Raw genomic sequence first — 16,822 nt, 5'->3', positions numbered from 1 at the left:
TTTACTGTTAACTTTATTAACGGTTGGCGGAGGGTTCCATGCGACGACGCACCCTGCACCTCTTGTCCGCCGCGACGGCCGCACTCGTGGCCGCATCCGCGGCGTTCTTCGTGACCACCGCCAACGCGGAGGTCGACCACGCGGCGTGCCGCCCGGACGGGCTCTACCCGACGCCGGGGGTCACCGTCCCCTACTGCAACGTCTACGACACCAACGGCCGCGAGAACCTCGGCGCCGACCACGGCCGCCGCATCATCGGCTACTTCACCAGCTGGCGCACGGGCAAGAACGGCGCACCTGCGTACCTGGCCAGCCAGATCCCGTGGGACAAGGTCACCCACATCAACTACGCGTTCGCGCACGTCGACGGCACCAACAAGATCTCCGTCGGCACGCCCAGCGCGGCGAACAACGCCGCGACCAACATGACCTGGCCCGGCACCGCGGGCGCGGAGATGGACCCGGCGTACTCGTACACCGGGCACTTCAACCTGCTCAACAAGTTCAAGAAGCAGCACCCGGCGGTCAAGACGCTGATCAGCGTCGGCGGCTGGGCCGAGACCGGCGGCTACTTCGCCGACAACGGCGACCGGATCGACTCCGGCGGCTTCTACCGGATGACCACCAACAGCGACAACAGCATCAACGTCGCCGGCATCAACACCTTCGCCGACTCTGTGGTGACGTTCCTGCGCACCTACGGCTTCGACGGCGTCGACATCGACTACGAGTACCCGACGTCGAACGCGAAGGCCGGCAACCCGCTCGACTTCGCCCAGGCCGACGCGAAGCGGGCCGGGCTCAACGCCTCCTACCACCTGCTGATGAAGACGCTGCGGGAGAAGCTCGACGCCGCCGCGGCCACCGACGGCAAGTACTACATGGTGACCGTCGCCGCGCCCGCGTCCGGCTGGCTGCTGCGCGGCCTGGAGTCCTACCAGGCGTTGCAGTACCTCGACTACGTGAACATCATGTCCTACGACCTGCACGGCTCGTGGAACAACTACGTTGGGCCGAACGCGGCGCTGTACGACAACGGCGACGACGCGGAGCTGTCCTCCGGCGGCGTGTACGGGGCGTACCAGAACATCGGCTACCTCAACACCGACTGGGCCTACCACTACTTCCGCGGCGCCATGCAGTCCGGCCGGATCAACCTCGGCGTGCCGTACTACACGCGCGGCTGGCGGGGCGTCACCGGCGGCACCAACGGCCTGTGGGGGCGCGCGGCGCTGCCGGACCAGACGAAGTGCCCGGCCGGCACCGGCGGGGCGATCGGCTCGACGACGCCGTGCGGCAACGGCGCGGTCGGCATCGACAACCTGTGGCACGACGTCGAGCTCAACGCCGAGGTCCCGGCCGGCGCCAACCCGATGTGGCACGCGAAGAACCTGCAGGACGGCCGCGCCGGGGACTACCTGGAGGCGTACGGGCTCACCCCGGCGACCGACCCGGAGGACCGCATCAGCGGCACCTACGCCCGCAACTACTCCAGCGCCCTGGTCGCGCCGTGGCTGTGGAATGCGCAGAAGCAGGTGTTCCTGTCCACCGAGGACGACCAGTCCCTCGGGGTCAAGGCCGACTACGTCGTGAACAAGGGCATCGGCGGCATCATGATCTGGGAGCTCGCCGGCGACTACGCCTGGGACGCGACCCGCAACGAGTACTACATCGGCAACACGCTGACGAACCTGCTGTACGACAAGTTCAAGGCGGCCGGCCCGTACGGGGCCAGGAAGGCCAACATCACGATGCCCACCGCGACGCTCAACGTCGGGGTGCAGGTCGGCGGCTTCGCCCTCGGCGACAACAACTACCCGATCAACCCGGAGCTGCGGCTGGTCAACAACACCGGCGCGGCGATCCCGGCCGGGGCGCAGCTGGAGTTCGACTACCCGACCACCGCGCCGGGCAACCTCGGCCAGCAGTCCGGCTGGGCGCTGACCGTGGTGTCCACCGGGCACACCGGCAGCAACGTCGGCGGGCTCAAGGGCGACTTCCACCGGGTGCGGCTGACGGTGCCGGCGATCGCGGCCGGCTCGTTCGCCGAGGTCACCCTCAACTACCAGCTGCCCATCTCAGGCCCGTCGAACTTCACGCTCAGCTTCGGCGGCCAGACCTACGCCCTCGCGGCCGACCACGCCCGCGGCGGCACCGCGCCGACCGTCTCCCCGACCGTGTCGGGCAACCCGTCGACCGGCACCTGCACCGCACCGGCGTGGGCGGCGGGCACCGTGTACACCGGCGGCAACCTGGTGTCGCACAACGGCCACACGTGGAAGGCGCAGTGGTGGACGCAGGGCGACACGCCCGGCACCAACGCGGTCTGGGTCGACCAGGGGGTCTGCTCCGGCACGTCGCCGTCGGCGAGCGCGTCGGCGAGTGCGTCGCCGAGCACGAGCCCGAGCACGAGCGCGTCGCCGAGCCGAAGCCCCAGCACGTCGCCGAGCACCGGCACCGGTTGCGGGTCGCTGCCGGTGTGGAACGCGACGACGGCGTACACCGGAAACACGGTCGTGCAGCACGCCGGCCGCAGGTACCGCGCGAAATGGTGGACGCAGGGCGAGAACCCGGCGACCACCGGCCAGTGGGGCGTCTGGGAGGACCAGGGCGCCTGCTGAGCGCCCGCGCGTGAGAGCAGGTCGTGCCGGGCCCTTCGGTAAGGCCCGGCACGGCCGTCTCAGCGGGTGATGCGCGGCTTGGTGTGCGGCAGCGCCTCGATCGTCGCCCGCTCCTGGTTGAGGGTGGCGGCCGCGACCTCGGGCGGCGTGTTCGCCATCCACTGGCTGACGGAGATGTCCTCGAACCGCGGGTTGCGGAACATCTCCAGGAACACGAGCGGTTCCTTGCCGGTGTTCTCGATGTAGTGGCCGTACGCGAACGGCACGTAGCCGACGTCGCCGGCCTGGTAGTTGAACGTGCGGTTCATCCCGGAGCCGGCGAACACGCCCATCCGGCCGGTCCCGGAGATGTAGTACTGCCACTCGTCGTCGGTGGTGTGCCAGTGCAGCTCGCGCATGCCGCCCGGGTCGATCTCCACGAGCGCGGCGCTGATCGCGTTCGCGGCGGCGAACCTGGTGGAGTCCACGACCCGCGCGGAGCCGCCCTTGAAGCGTTCCGGCGCCTCGGCGAGCATGCGGTGCTTGAACGTCCGCGGCACGTCACCGGTGGGGCTGACCAACTTGTCGGATTCGAGGGCCGGTGGGACCTGCCCGTTGAAGATGTACTTCTCCCGCTCGGGCAGCAGCGCCAGCTGCTCCTGCGACCAGCCGAAGTTCTTCGCCACGATGCTGCGGGGCGTGTGCGCGAAGTAGTCGCTGATCATGAACGTGGAGTTCTCCGAGAACATGCCGTCGTCGAAGACGAGCAGGAACTCCACGCCCTCGTTGAGGGCCTGGATGTGATGTGGCACGCCCTTCGGGAAGAACCACAGGTCGCCGCGCTCCACGTCGTCGAGGAAGGTGCGGCCCTCCTGGTCGACGGCGCCGATGCGGCAGCTGCCCTCCAGGACGTACGCCCACTCGGACTGCTTGTGCCAGTGCATCTCGCGGTACGCGCCCGGGTTGAGCTTCATGTCGACGCCCGCCAGCTGAGTGGCCACCGGCAGCTCCCGCTGCGTCACCTCCCGGGTCCAGCCGCCCTCCTCCATGCGGGTGTGCGCCATGGACATGGAGAACTTCAGGTTCGGGATCGTCCCGGAGTCCGTCGCCGGCGGCGTGAGCAGGTCGGGGTTCTGCAGGTCCAGTTCAACGTTGCGCGGGCCGGCGTCGATGCCGCCCCGGTTACCGCGCATCGGCTGCGGCAGCGTCCGCTGGGTCGTCTGAGCCATGTGTCGGCCTTCCTGAGGTGTTGTCGGTACGTGCGTGCTGCGTCCCGGGCACGAGCACGGCCCGGAGCAGTGCGGTGCCGCCGTGTGCGGCGGCGGCGAGAGGGATCGCGGCGCAGGTCGCGGCGAGCGCCACGACGGTCACCGCGGGCGCGCCGGCCAGGACGGCCCCGACCGTCAGCGCGCCCGACGCGAGCAGCTTGACCCTGATCCGGGCGGGTACCGGCGCGGGCACGGGTCAGGCCAGCAGCAGGAACGGCAGCGCCAGCCCGACGGCCGCGACGACCGCCGCGGCGGCGGCCGCCACCGCCGTGGTGACCCGGGCGTTGACGAGCTGGCCCATGAGGGCCCGGTCCCGGCAGAAGTGGATGAGCAGGAACAGCGCGACCGGCACGCCGAAGGAGATGACGACCTGACTCGCGACCAGCAGCGTGGTCAGCGACGTGCCGACCGTCAGCAGCACCACCGACGGCGTCATGGTGACCAGGCGGCGCAGGTACACCGGGACCCGCCGGCCGAGAAAGCCACCCATGACGACGTCACCGGCGAGGGTGCCGACGCCGGACGACGCGAACCCCGAGGACAGCAGCGCCACCGCGAACGCGAGGGCCGCGGCGCCGCCGACCCGCTCGGCGAGGACGGTGTGCGCGTCGAACAGGTCACCGGTCCACGCGCCTGCGGTCAGCGCGCCCAGCCCGGCACCGAGCGCGATCATCGACACGTTGACGGTCGCGGCGGCGCTCAACGCGATCCCGCAGTCGAAGCGCAGCGCCCGCCGCACGTCCTTGGGCCGCGCGCCGACGGCGGCGCCGGGCTTGGCCAGCGCCGAGTGCAGGTAGACCGCGTGCGGCATGACGGTCGCGCCGACGATGCCCATCGCGAGCAGCACCTGATCGCTGCCGGCGAGGCGGGGCACCAGCCCGCCGGCGAAGCCCGACGCGGACTGGTGCCCGACGGCGACCAGGTCGTACACCATGCCGGCGCCGATGAGCAGCAGCGCCGCCGCGGTCGCCGACTCGAACCGGCGGGTCCGGCCGCGCCGGCGCAGCGCGAGCAGCAGCAGCGAGACGCCGGCGGTGACGACCGCGGACACGGCGACCGGCATGCCGAACAGCAGCCGCAGGCCGATCGCCGCGCCGACGAACTCGGCGAGGTCGGTGGCCAGGACGACCAGCTCCGCCTGCAGCCACAGGATCTGCCGGCCCCAGCGCGGGAACCGGTCCCGGCACAGCTCCGGCAGGCTCCGGCCGGTGGCCACGCCCAGCTTCGCCGCCTGGTACTGCACCAGGATCGCGACCAGGCTGGCGGCCACGACGACCCACACGAGCCGGTAGCCGGAGGTGGCGCCGGCGGTCAGGTTCGTGGCGACGTTGCCCGGGTCCACGTAGGCGATGGCGGCGACGAGGGCCGGTCCCATCAGCGGGGTCAGCCGGGCCGGCCTCCCCGGTGCGGCCTGCGGCCGCTCGGTGGTCACGACGCGCGTGGTTTCCGCCATGAGGTCGAGCGTGCTGCGCACCGTGGCCGACCGGCCTCACGCCACCGGCATGATTCCCCGCAGACGCGAAGCGCCGGGCCGCGACGGCCCGGCGCTTGCCTGCGAGGGAACGGGTTCAGGCGCGCGACATCGCCGTCGCGCCGATGAACTCCATCGTCGCCTTCGCCACCTCGGGCGCGTGGGTCCACGGGATGCCGTGCGGGGCGCCGCGCAAGGTGACCAGGCGCGCGTCGGGCAGCATCGGCTGGAGCCGCTGGCCCGTCTTGGCGTACGGCAGCACGTTGTCCTGGTCACCTTGGATGATGAGCACGGGCACGTCGATACGGGGCAGGTCCGGGCGGAAGTCGGTCAGCCACGCGGTCACGCTGTCGTGGGTGCCCTTGGCGGAGCCTCGGGCGCCGATGTCCCAGTGCCCGCGGAAGGCCTCCTCGCTGACCCGCTTGCCCTTGTTCTCCTCCCAGTTGAAGAACGCCTTGCAGAAATCGGTGAGGTAGGCGAACCGGTCCTGCAGGATCGCCGACTGGAAGCCCTGGAAGAGGGTCCCGTCCACCCCTTCGGGGTTGTCGGCGGTCTTGAGCAGGAACGGGGCGAGGGGCGCCATCAGCACCGCCTTGGACACCCGCCGCGAGCCGTACTTCCCGAGGTAACGGGTCACCTCGCCGGTGCCCATGGAGTGCCCGATCAGGATGGTGTCGCGCAGGTCGAGCTTCGTCATCAGCGCGTCGAGGTCGGCGCAGAACGTGTCGTAGTCGTAGCCGGTCGACGGCTGCGACGAGTTGCCGAAGCCGCGCCGGTCGTAGGTGATCACCCGGTACCCGGCGGCGAGCAGCGGGATGGTCAGTTTCTCCCAGGTGGCGCCGTTGAACGGGAACCCGTGGATCAGCACGACCGGCTGGCCCGAGCCGTGGTCCTCGTAGTAGAGGTCGATGGGGCCGGAGTTCTCCGTACCGACGGTGATGTAAGGCATGGTTGGCCTCCTTCGGACGAGCTTGGGAGTCCTTCGGCCGCCCCAGTGCCCGCCCTGCCGGCGATTACGCCACGCGTCACAGGGTTTCGCGCTACAGGGTTTCGCGCTCCGCCTGGGCGATGAGCTCGAGGGAGTCCTCGCGCCCGAGCCGCTGCTCACAGAGGTAGCCGAACACCGACCATGTGGTGTCGATCACCACCTGCGGCGGGAACGCCGACAGCAGCTGCGCCCGCTGGTCGTCCGGGCCGAGGTGCGCCCGGATGACCGCCACCGCCGCGTCCTGGTCGACCTCGATGTCGCGGGCCATCGCCGCGACGTCGTCGGCGATCGCGTCGGCCGGGGTGTCCTCGTCGAACAGGCTCCGGACGGCGAGCCGGATCGCGGCCGCCAGGACCAGCGGCTCCTTGTCGTCCTGCGGCTCGGCGGCGGCGCCGTCCTCCGGCTCGTCGGCGACCTGCTCGGCCGCGTCCTGATCCCCCACGAGCAGCGCCGCCACCACGGCCCCGACCCTCGACCGCGGCTGCCAGCCGTCGACCTCGCCCGTCCCCAAGTCCGTCCCCATGGTCATGACTGTAGCCAGCCGGCGCTCACAGCGGGGGCCGCAGGACTTGACGGCGTTCCGTGGTACGGAATGATGTTCCATAACCCAGTACTGGAGGAGACCACATGCCGAACATCACCGTGGAGCTGCTGTCCGGACGCACCATGGATCAGCGGCGCGAGTTCGCCGAGGCGGTCACGGCCGCCGCCGTCGACATCCTGAAGGCCAAGCGTCCCTCGGTGCGGATCCGGTTCGACGAGATCGAGAAGTCCGACGTGGCCAACGGCGGCGTGCTGGAGTCGGACCGCACCGACTGACAGCCGAAGGAGGGGGCGGCCACCGCCGGCCACCCCCTCCTCACGTGCGGGTGCTCACTTGCGGGCCAGCTCCGGTACCCATTCGGAGAACGCCGGCACGTAGGCCAGCAGCAGGATGGTCGCGAACATCACGGCCATGAACGGCAGCATCGGCCGCAGCATCTCCGCGATGCGGATGCGGGCGATGCCGCACACGATGAAGCACGCGGATCCCAGTGGCGGGGTGACGAGGGAGATGCCGAACACCGCGAGGCTGAAGATGGCGAAGTGCAGCTCCCCCATGCCGGCCTCCCGCGCCAGTGGCATGAACAGCGGGATGAGCACCACGAGCGCCGGCACGCCGTCCAGCAGCGCGCCGAGGATCCAGAACAGCACCATGACGATGGTGACGAACAGGAAGTAGTTGCCGGTGAACTGCCCGGCCCAGTCCGCGAGGACGATCTCGACCTGGTCGTAGGCGAGCATGTAGGCCAGCAGCTGGGCGACGCCGACGAGTGACAGCACCACGCCGGAGGTGCGCCCCGCGTTGACGAAGATGGTCACCCATTCGCCGCGGCCCACCGACCGGTACACCACCGCGAGGAGCACCGAGTAGAGCACGGCGACGGCCGCCGCCTCGGTCGCGGTGAACACGCCCCACAGGATGCCGCCGAGGATCAGCACCGGCGCGATCAGCGGCGGCAGCGCCTCCCACCCGGCCCGCAGCAGCTCACGGGGGGTGACCCGGACCCGCTCCGTCGTCGGCTCCCGGTACTTGGCGTAGAAGTAGATGACGAAGCCCTTGCCCAGCGCCACGACGGCGGCCGGGATGAGCGAGGCGAGGAACAGGTCGCGGATGGAGAGGTTGGCGACGGTGCCGAGCACGATCATCGTGATCGACGGCGGGATGAGGATGCCGGTGCCGGACGCGGCGGCCACGATCGACGCGGACCACGGCCGCCGGTAGCCGGCCTTCGTCATCGGCGGGATCATCGTCGAGCCGATGGCGGCGGCGTCGGCGTTGACCGAGCCGGACAGCCCCGAGAAGAGCATGGTCGAGGCGACCACGCTCATGCCGAGGCCGCCGGTCATCCAGCCGACCAGCATCGTCACGAACCGGACCAGCTTCTCCGCCGCGCCGGAGCGGTGCAGGATCTCCCCGGTCAGCACGAACAACGGGATCGCCAGGAGCGTGAACGAGTTCAGCCCGTGGAAGACGGCCTGCGCCGCGACGGTCAGCGGCAGGCCGGCGGAGAAGCTCTGCGCGAGGCCGACCGCGCCGAGGGCCGCCACGATCGGCGCGCCGACGACGATCAGGACCAGGATGCCGACGAAGGCGATGGCGAAGGTCATGCCGCACCTCCCGGTGTCGCCGGCGCGGGCCGGTCGGTGTCGTTGGTGAGCTCCTCCGGGACGGTGTCGCGCAGTCCCGGCAGTTCGGCGCCCCGCAGCAGCGCGACGATCTCGACGACGAGATGGACCGAGCCGAGCACGGCGCCCAGTGGCAGCGGCAGGAACGCGGCCCACAGCGGGATCCCGACGGGCGAGACGACGTCGCTCTGCTCGATCATGTACGCCACGCCGCCGATGCCGATGCAGACCAGGACGGCACCCAGCACCAGCAGCTCGCCGATGCGCAGGATCCGGCGCGGGAGCACGCCGAGCCGCGTCTCGAACAGGTTGAGCGCGACGTGGGCGTTGTCGCGGATGCCGATCGCGAAGCCGACGAAGGCGACGTAGACCAGCAGGTCGGTGGCGGCCTCGTTGGACCACGACAGGGGGCGGTCCAGGGCGTACCGGAAGAAGACCTGCGCCAGGATGGTCAGGACGGTCCCGGCGAGGAGGACCACCATGAGCGTGTTCTCGGCGACGGCGAGGGCCCGCAGTGCGGGGTGTGCGCGGGCCTCGCCGGCGGGGGCGGGTGTGCTGTCCGGCTTGTCGTCCAGCTTGTCGTCCAGGACGCTGTCCGGGGTGCCGTCGGGGGGTGGGGGCGTCGGTCGCATCCTCAGCTCACCGGCAGCAGCTTCATCAGGTCGCCGAACGTGGCGCGGTTCTTGTCCAGGACGGGCTTGACCGCCTGGACGAAGGCCGCGGTGTCGACGTCGTCGTTGATCTTCGCGCCCTTGTCCCCGGCCTGCTTGACGTAGCCGTCGGTCTCGTTCCTCCACAGTGCCCGTTCGTGGCTCTGCGTCTCCAGACCGGCCTGCACGAACAGGTCCTGCATGTCCTTGGGCTGCTCCGCGAACCACTTGCGGCTGACCAGCAGCGCGTCGACGCCGTACTGGTGGCGGGTCCACGACCAGTTCTTCGCCTCCTCGACGTGCTTGTTCGTCACGTAGAAGATGGGGTTGTTCTCGGCGCCGTCGATGACGCCCTGCTGCAGCGCCGAGTAGATCTCGTTGGTGGCCAGGGGTGTGGCCTGCGCGCCGAGGGTGTTGAACGTGTCGATGGCCACCGCGTCCTGCGGCACCCTGATACGCAGGCCGCGCAGGTCGGCCGGGGTCTTGATCGGCCGTTTCTTGTTGTAGACGTTGCGCGAGCCCGAGTCGAAGTAGGCGAGCACCTTGAGGTCGTAGCCCTCCAGGATGGTGCCGAGCTGCTTGCCGAGGGCGCCGTCGAGGGCGGTGAAGAGGTCGTCCTGCTTGGGGAACGCGTACGGCAGGGAGAGCACGCCGAGCTTCTTGTCGAAGGCCGTGAGGTTCGCGAACAGCGTCTTGGTCATCTGCAGCGAGCCGGCGCGCACCTGTTCGTTCATGCGGTTGTGGTCGCCGAGCGTGCCGTTGGGGAAGACCTTCACCTCGTACCGGTTCTTGCTGAGCGCCGCGAGCCGCTCGCCGAAGAACTTCTCGGCGGCGATCTCCGGGTTGGTGTCGTTGACCGTGTCGCCGAGCCGGACGTCGGTCTTGCCGCCGCCGCTGCTGCCGCCGTCGGAGCTGCTGCCGCAGCCGGCCAGCAGCGAGCCGGTGGTGATCGCCGTGCCGGTCGCGAGCGTGAGGAATCGCCGTCTGTCCATCGGTCCCCCTTGGGAGCGGAATGTTCGGCAAGTGATTTCTGGGGTGTTCCGGATCACTGGCGCGGACGATACTCTGTTCCGACACACGGAACAACATCCTGTGCAATGGAATCTGTTGCAGTCGAAACATGGAGGTCCCTGGATGGAGATCCGCCACGCGAGCGCCCCGGACGAGGTGCGCGGCATGGACACGGCCGCCCTGCGCGAGCGTTTCCTCGCCGAGGATCTGCTCGCCGGGGAGGCGGTGCGGCTGGTGTACTCGCACCACGACCGCCTGGTCATCGGCGGTGTGCGCCCGGGCGGCGCAACCGTCGCGCTGCCGGACCCGCCGCAGCTGCGCTCGGAGTTCTTCCTGCAGCGGCGCGAGCTGGGAGTGGTCAACGTCGGCGCGGATGCCGGGCGGGTCGTCGTGGACGGCACCGGCTACGACGTCGCGCCGAAGGAGTGCCTGTACGTCGGGTCCGGCGCGCGCGACGTCACCTTCGCCGGCGCGTCGGCGGCGTTCTACCTGGTGTCCACCGCCGCGCACACCGCCCACCCGACCCGGCTCAGCCGGCTCGCCGACGCGGAGCCCGTGCACCTCGGCGGCGCCGAGGGCTCCAACGAGCGCACGATCTACAAGCACGTGCACGCGGGCGGCGTGCGCAGCTGCGAGCTGGTGCTGGGCGTCACCGTGCTCGCCCCGGGCAGCATGTGGAACACGATGCCGTGCCACACCCACGACCGGCGCACCGAGGTGTACTTCTACTTCGACCTGGAGCCCGGCCACCGCGTCGTGCACCTGATGGGCCGCCCGGACGAGACCCGCAACCTCATCGTCGCCGGCGACCAGGCGGTGATCTCGCCGCCGTGGTCGGTGCACTGCGGCTTCGGCACCCGCAGCTACGCGTTCGTGTGGGCGATGGGCGGCGAGAACCAGGCGTACGACGACGTCGAGGTCGTCGCCCTCGAGGACATGCGGTGACCGACCCTGCCGTGACCGACCCTGCTGTGACCGATCCTCGTATGACCGACCCTCTTGTGACCGACCCTCTTGTGACCGACCCTCTTGTGACCGACCCTCTTGTGACCGGGCCGGCGCTGTTCGACCTGACCGGGCAGACCGCGCTGGTCACCGGGGCGGGCAAGGGCATCGGGCGGGCCGTCGCGGTCGCCCTCGCCGAGGCCGGCGCCGACGTGGTGCTGCACGCCCGCCACGACGCCGACCTCGACGACGTCGAGCGGCAGATCAAGGCGGCCGGGCGCACCGCCGGACGCTGGGTCTTCGACCTGGCCGACCCGGCCCGCGTCGCGGACGCCGCCGAAGGCATCGGCCCGATCGACATCCTGGTCAACAACGCCGGGCTGATCCGCCGCGGCCCGAGCGCCGAGCAGCCCCTCGCGGCGTGGCGCGAGGTCCTGGACACCAACCTCGACGCGGTCTTCGTCCTCACCCGCGCGCTGGGCTCCGGGATGCTGCACCGCGGCCACGGCCGGGTCGTCATGATCGCCTCGCTGCTGTCGTTCCAGGGCGGGCTCAACGTCGCCGCGTACACCGCCAGCAAGCACGCCGTCGCGGGCCTGACCAAGGCCCTCGCCAACGAGTGGACCGAGCGGGGCGTACTGGTCAACGCCATCGCGCCGGGCTACATCGCCACCGCCAACACCCGGGCGCTGCGCGACGACGCGGACCGCGAACTGGCGATCCGCCAGCGGATCCCGGCGGGCCGCTGGGGCCGCCCGGAGGACGTCGCCGGCGCCGCGGTGTTTCTCGCCTCGCCCGCCGCCGGGTACGTGGCGGGCCACGTGCTCGCCGTCGACGGGGGCTGGCTCGCCCGCTGACGGGCCGGGCCGGCGGCGGGAACCCGGCGCAGAGCGTCCGGGGTGAGGAGACTGACGTAGGGTGTCTGACGTGGCGGGCGAAGCGGCGAACGGTTCCATCGACAAGGCACTCATGGTGCTGGAGTCGCTCGCGCAGCACACCCGGGTCACCGACATCGCCGCGGCGACCGGGCTGCCCAAGTCGACGGTGCACCGCATCCTGCAGTCGCTGCTCGCCTGGGAGTTCGCCCGCGCCGACGGCAGCGGCGGCTACCTGCCCGGCCCGCGGATCCTCGCCCTGGCCGGCAAGGTCATGACCCGCTTCGACCCGGCGCAGCACGCCCGCGGCGCGCTGCGCGACCTGCGCGACCGCACCGGCTTCACCGTGCACTTCGCCATCCGCAGCGGCGACGAGGTGGTCTACGTCGAGAAGCTGGAAGGCCGCCAGCCCTACGACATGAAGTCCCGCGTGGGCAACAGCGTGCCGCTGCACACCACCGGCATCGGCAAGGCGATCATGGCCAACCTGCCGGGGCCGGAGACCGACCGGATCATCGCCCGCGCCGGGCTCGTCGCGGTCACCCCGAACTCCATCACCGACCCGGCCGTGCTGCACGAGCAGCTCGCCGGCGTGGCGCGCCGCGGCTACGCCGTCGACGACGGCGAGAACGACCCCGGCATCCGCTGCGTCGCAGCCCCGGTCTTCGACCACACCGGCGCGGTGATGGGCGGCGTGTCGATCGCGGCGCTGACCTTCGACCTCGAGCTGGCCGACGAGGCCCTGGCCGAGCAGGTGATGAAGACGGCCGCTGCGGTGTCCGCCGCCCTGGGCGCCCCGGCCCCGCACCCGGTCTGAGACCGCCGCGGGTCCACAGCCGGTCTGAGACCGCCGTGGGTCCACAGCCGGTCCGAACCGCCGCGGTCCCGGACCCGGTCCGAACCGCCGTGGGTCCGCTCCCCGACTCAGACCGCCACGCGTCTGCTCACGGCGACGCGGTGGCCTCCCGGCGGCGCCGTGCCCGTCCCGTCCTCGCCGGGCCCGCGGCGGTGTGCCGCCGGCCGCCGCGACCGCGACCCGGGCCGCGTGACCACGACCCGGAGCGTCTGGCGTGGGCGGCACGACCCGGGGAGAGGCGAGGGCGGACTCGACTGCGGGCCGGGCCGGGGTGGCGGTTCAGTCGTCCTCGACGGTGACGCCGTGGAGGGTGGCGAGCTCGGCGAGGCCGTGGTCGTAGCCCTGGCCGATCGCGCGCAGCCGCCAGCGGCCGTCGCGCCGGTAGACGTGGGCGAGCAGCAGGCTGCGTTCGGTGGTGGCGGCGTCGAGGGTGGCCCGCACGCGGGTGGCGCCGTCACCGGTACGGGCGACGAACTCGACCGGTCCGAGGTCGCCGAACGTGTGGGTGCCGGGCAGGGCGGCGGCGATGATGATCCGGCTGACGTCGTCGGGGATGCGGCCGAGCCGGACGTCCACGAGGGCCTCGTGCCGCACGTCGAGGGTGAGCTCCACGGAGCCGTCGGCCGAGGCGGGCTGGTTGTAGAAGACGAAGTCCGCGTCGGCGCGGACCTGCTCGTCGGCGTCGGTGAGGAACGCGACCACGTCGACCTCGGCGTCGGTGCCGGTCGGCCACGTGACGGAGACCGTCCAGTCGCCGACGCCGTCGGGCAGGTCGGTCACCGCGCCCCGGGACAGCACCGCCACCGGCACCTCGGCAAGCCCCTCGGCGAGCCCTTCGACCGGCCCGTCAACCGCCGCCCCGACCGGCTCGTCAACCGGCATCCCGACCGGCGTCTCCACCGGCGTCCCTACCGGTGCCTCCACCGCGGCGGCCGGTTCGGTGGCCGGCACCGCGACCGCGGCGGGCTCCAGCGCCGCCGGGGTGCGCACGGGCAGGCCGAGCGCGGTGACGGTGGCCCAGCGGCGGTCGTTGCCCGCGCCGGGGAGGGCGACGACGTCGGTGACGCGGGCGGTGAGGTTGACCGCGGCGATGCCGCCGAGGTCGCCGATCCGGTTACGGACCTCGGCGGCGTCGGCGTGGGTGCCGCCGAGGACGAGCAGGCACCGGCCGGCGAGCGGGCCGGCGGCCGCGGCGGAGCGCGGGGACGGCACCGCGGCCGCCGGGCGCGGGACCGGCCTGGGCGTGCCGGGCTCGACGTCGGCGAGGAGCCCGGCGAAGGTGGCCTCGTCCACGACCGGGACCGCGTACATGGCGGCGGCCCGGATCTTGTTCGTCGCGGCCGCCGGGTCGTTGGTGACGAGGAGGCCGGTGCGGCCGCTGACGGTGTTCATCACGTCCAGCCCCGCGTCCGTCGCGCGGGCCGCGAGGGCGTCCCGGGCGGTCGCGGTGCTGCCGGTGATGGCGACCTTCGCGCCCTGGATGAGGCGCCGGCCCGGCGTCCAGCGGCCCGGCCACGCCCACGGGCAGAGGGGCGGGGCAGGCGGGCCGGGTACACGCGGTCGGTCTCCGCCGCGTCGCAGGCGCTGAGCGGCAGCTCGACGGCGAGGGTGTCGGCGAAGGCGAGGCTGTGGCGCAGGATCTCGGTGAGGACCCGGGTGTCGTCCTCGGCGTCGTGCGGGCGGGCCTGCGCGACGCCCCAGTGCGCGGCGAGCGCGGCGAGGGACAGGCTCGGGGTCGGCAGGTCCAGCCGGCGGCTCAGCGCCAGCGTGCACAGCCGGGTGCTGACCGGGAGGCGGTGCACGGCGCGGTGCGCCTCCGCGGCCAGGAACCGCCAGTCGAAGGCCGCGTTGTGCGCGACCAGGACCCGCCCGTCGAGCAGCTCCGCGAGGTGCCCGACCACGGTGTCGAAGCGGGGCGCGCCGGCAAGGCGCTCGCGGGTGATGCCGTGGATGTGCACCGGACCCGGGTCGCAGCCGGGGTCGACCAGGGTCGACCAGGTCCGCCCCACCGACCCGTCGGCCTCCATCTGCGCGACGGCGATCTGCAGCACCCGGTCGCTGGGGGCGTGCAGGCCGGTGGTCTCCACGTCCACGACGGCGTACCGCAGCGGGTACCGCGTCGAGACCCTCGAAGGCAGGGGTGTCGTGGCAGGGTGCGTCACGTCGAGCTCCGTCCGTGTGCGCGGGGGTGTGCCGGGCGATCGGGCGATTCTCGTGCGCCACGCCACCGGATCCGTCACGCGAAACGCCGTGTGTCGTACGCCCGCGCCGACAACGCGCCGATCGGCAGCGGCGGCGCGCGGAACGGACGAGCGGCACGCCCCGAACGGCCGTGGCGGGGCTGACGGTATGCGTTACGGTGCGGATCGTGGACAACTCGATCGTCGCCGTCACCGTCTATCCCAAGCAGGCGCGGGTCACCCGCCGCGGCCGGACCACCCTGGAGGCCGGCGACCAGGTGGTCGAGGTCGGGCCGCTGCCGCTGAGCATGGACGCCGACTCGATCCGGGTCAGCGGGCGCGGCGCGGCCACCGTCCTGGGCGTCGACGTGGTCCTGCGGCGCCGCGCGGCGCCGTCCGACGGCACCGTGACCGCCGTCCAGGAGCAGCGGCGCGTCCTCAACGACGAGCTGGCGGAGATCGGCGACACGGAGACCGTGCTGCGGCAGCGGCAGGCGTTCCTGACGGCCCTCGGCGAGCGGGCCAGCGGCGCGTACGCGCGGGCCCTCGCCAGCGGCGAGGCGGCGCCGGAGACGGTCGCCGCGTTCACCACCACGATGGGCGGCGAGCTGACCTCGGTCCTGGCCGGCATCCGGGACCTGCAGCACCGCCGCACCCAGGTCACGGAGCGGGTCGCGGCGCTGGACCGGCAGCTGCTCGACCTGTCCGGCAAGCGCGAGCCCGACGCGCGGTACGCCGTCGTCGCCCTCGCCGTGTCGGCGGCAGGCCCGGTCGAGCTGGACGTGTCGTACCAGGTGCCGGACGCCGGCTGGCGCTCCACCTACGACGTGCGCCTCACCGGCGAGACGCTGCGCCTTACCTGGTTCGGCCTGGTCGAGCAGCGCACCGGCGAGGACTGGCCGGAGTGCGAGCTGGCGCTGTCCACGGCCCGACCGTCCGGGGTCGTGGCGATCCCGGAGCTGCGGCCCTGGTACCTGGACCTGCTGCTGCCGCCCCCGCCGCCGCCCCCGCAGTCCTTCGCGTACGGCGGCGCGCCCGGCGCGGCGATGCCGGCCGCCGCGATGGCCCCGGCACCCCGGGCGGCGATGCTCAAGGAGGAGCAGTTCGACATGGCGGCGCCGGTGCAGCTGGCGCAGGCGAGGGTCGAGGAGGGCCCGGTCGCCGCGACCTACCGGCCGGCGCGTTCCGTCGCGGTCCCCGCCGACGGCACCACGTCGCGGGCCACGGTGCTGGTGCTGGACCTGGCCACCCAGCTCGACCACGTCGTGGCACCGGCCGGCTCCACCGACGTACACCTGCGGGCCGTGGTGACGAACACGTCGCCGCACACGCTGCCGCCCGGGTCGGCGGCGGTGTTCCACGAGGCCGACTTCGTCAGCAAGACCAGCCTGTCGACGTGGGCGCCGGGCGAGGAGCTGGAGCTGGCGCTGGGCCTGGACGACCGGGTCCGCGTCGAGCGGGAGCTGACCCGGCGCACCGCGACCCGCGCGACGCTGGGCTCCAGCCGCCGCCGCGAGGTCGAATACCGCACCACGATCGGCAACTACACGGGCCGCCCGGTGCGGATCACCGTGCTGGACCAGGTGCCGGTCAGCCGCCACGACGGGATCACGGTCAGGGAGACGCTCGTGGAGCCGCAGCCGGCCGAGCGCACCGACCTCGGCGTGCTGACCTGGCGGCTTCTCGTCCCGGAGGGCCAGACGCAGACGGTACGGCTCGGGTACCGCGTCGAGACGGGCAAGGGCATCGAGCTGTCCGGATGGCGGGAGTAGCGCGGCCGGAGAACGCAGTGTCGACAGTCGTCAATGT

15 protein-coding genes are annotated in these 16,822 nt (G+C 72.1%); 6 read left to right on the top strand and 9 right to left on the bottom strand.

Annotation, left to right across the window (positions count from 1 at the left end; all coding sequences use genetic code 11):
* Positions 1–38: 38 nt before the first annotated feature.
* Positions 39–2,621, top strand: coding sequence for a chitinase C-terminal domain-containing protein (locus OHA72_RS25715; protein WP_327010353.1), 2,583 nt, complete (start codon positions 39–41; stop codon positions 2,619–2,621).
* 59 nt (positions 2,622–2,680) lie between these two features.
* Here the strand turns inward: OHA72_RS25715 and OHA72_RS25710 are convergent, their stop codons facing one another.
* The 4 genes from OHA72_RS25710 to OHA72_RS25695 all read right to left on the bottom strand — a co-directional run bounded on the left by OHA72_RS25710 (position 2,681) and on the right by OHA72_RS25695 (position 6,850).
* On the bottom strand, positions 2,681–3,829 hold the full coding sequence (locus OHA72_RS25710; RefSeq protein ID WP_327010352.1) for a cupin domain-containing protein: 1,149 nt from the start codon (positions 3,827–3,829) through the stop codon (positions 2,681–2,683).
* A gap of 235 nt (positions 3,830–4,064) precedes the next feature.
* Positions 4,065–5,321, bottom strand: a complete 1,257-nt coding sequence (locus tag OHA72_RS25705; RefSeq protein ID WP_327010351.1) for an Nramp family divalent metal transporter — start codon at positions 5,319–5,321, stop codon at positions 4,065–4,067.
* 115 nt (positions 5,322–5,436) lie between these two features.
* Positions 5,437–6,288 (bottom strand): alpha/beta fold hydrolase, encoded by an 852-nt coding sequence (locus OHA72_RS25700; RefSeq protein ID WP_327010350.1) that lies wholly within the window; start codon positions 6,286–6,288, stop codon positions 5,437–5,439.
* 91 nt (positions 6,289–6,379) lie between these two features.
* A complete protein-coding gene (locus OHA72_RS25695; protein ID WP_327010349.1) occupies positions 6,380–6,850 on the bottom strand; it encodes a hypothetical protein in 471 nt (156 codons plus the stop codon).
* 104 nt (positions 6,851–6,954) lie between these two features.
* Between OHA72_RS25695 and OHA72_RS25690 the strand changes: the two genes are divergently transcribed.
* Positions 6,955–7,146 (top strand): tautomerase family protein, encoded by a 192-nt coding sequence (locus tag OHA72_RS25690; protein WP_327010348.1) that lies wholly within the window; start codon positions 6,955–6,957, stop codon positions 7,144–7,146.
* Between the two features lie 54 nt (positions 7,147–7,200).
* Here the strand turns inward: OHA72_RS25690 and OHA72_RS25685 are convergent, their stop codons facing one another.
* Genes OHA72_RS25685 through OHA72_RS25675 form a run of 3 tightly spaced genes read right to left on the bottom strand, consistent with a single transcriptional unit; the run spans position 7,201 to position 10,138 of the window.
* Entirely contained in the window at positions 7,201–8,478 is a 1,278-nt protein-coding gene (locus OHA72_RS25685) for a TRAP transporter large permease (RefSeq protein ID WP_327010347.1), read from the bottom strand.
* Positions 8,475–9,128, bottom strand: a complete 654-nt coding sequence (locus tag OHA72_RS25680; RefSeq protein WP_327010346.1) for a TRAP transporter small permease — start codon at positions 9,126–9,128, stop codon at positions 8,475–8,477. The genes OHA72_RS25685 and OHA72_RS25680 overlap by 4 nt, the downstream gene beginning before the upstream one ends.
* A 2-nt stretch (positions 9,129–9,130) precedes the next feature.
* Positions 9,131–10,138 carry a TRAP transporter substrate-binding protein gene (locus OHA72_RS25675; RefSeq protein WP_327010345.1) on the bottom strand — a complete coding sequence of 336 codons (1,008 nt, stop codon included), beginning with the start codon at positions 10,136–10,138 and terminating at the stop codon, positions 9,131–9,133.
* 142 nt (positions 10,139–10,280) lie between these two features.
* Here OHA72_RS25675 and kduI point away from each other — a divergent pair, with 142 nt between their 5' ends.
* The 3 genes from kduI to OHA72_RS25660 all read left to right on the top strand — a co-directional run bounded on the left by kduI (position 10,281) and on the right by OHA72_RS25660 (position 12,794).
* Positions 10,281–11,102: a 5-dehydro-4-deoxy-D-glucuronate isomerase gene (gene kduI, locus OHA72_RS25670; protein WP_327010344.1), complete on the top strand. Its 822-nt coding sequence runs from the start codon at positions 10,281–10,283 to the stop codon at positions 11,100–11,102.
* An 86-nt stretch (positions 11,103–11,188) separates the two neighbouring features.
* On the top strand, positions 11,189–11,959 hold the full coding sequence (locus OHA72_RS25665) for an SDR family oxidoreductase (RefSeq protein WP_327010343.1): 771 nt from the start codon (positions 11,189–11,191) through the stop codon (positions 11,957–11,959).
* A 70-nt stretch (positions 11,960–12,029) separates the two neighbouring features.
* Positions 12,030–12,794, top strand: a complete 765-nt coding sequence (locus OHA72_RS25660; RefSeq protein ID WP_327010342.1) for an IclR family transcriptional regulator — start codon at positions 12,030–12,032, stop codon at positions 12,792–12,794.
* 318 nt (positions 12,795–13,112) lie between these two features.
* Here OHA72_RS25660 and OHA72_RS25655 read toward each other — a convergent pair whose 3' ends face one another.
* Positions 13,113–14,225 (bottom strand): TerD family protein, encoded by a 1,113-nt coding sequence (locus OHA72_RS25655; protein ID WP_327010341.1) that lies wholly within the window; start codon positions 14,223–14,225, stop codon positions 13,113–13,115.
* The gene (locus OHA72_RS25650) at positions 14,225–14,995 is read right to left on the bottom strand and encodes an exonuclease domain-containing protein (protein WP_327010340.1); all 771 of its coding nucleotides are present in this window, start codon (positions 14,993–14,995) and stop codon (positions 14,225–14,227) included. Before OHA72_RS25650 ends, OHA72_RS25655 begins: the two co-directional genes overlap by 1 nt.
* Before the next feature lie 206 nt (positions 14,996–15,201).
* Between OHA72_RS25650 and OHA72_RS25645 the strand changes: the two genes are divergently transcribed.
* Complete coding sequence (locus tag OHA72_RS25645; RefSeq protein WP_327010339.1) at positions 15,202–16,785, top strand: DUF4139 domain-containing protein; 1,584 nt, start codon at positions 15,202–15,204, stop codon at positions 16,783–16,785.
* Positions 16,786–16,822: the final 37 nt, after the last annotated feature.

Origin of the sequence: Dactylosporangium sp. NBC_01737, assembly GCF_035963215.1 — a bacterium.
Lineage (GTDB): Bacteria > Actinomycetota > Actinomycetes > Mycobacteriales > Micromonosporaceae > Dactylosporangium.
Note: the sequence above shows the minus strand (reverse complement) of the source record. Positions and strands in the feature narration are given on the sequence as shown.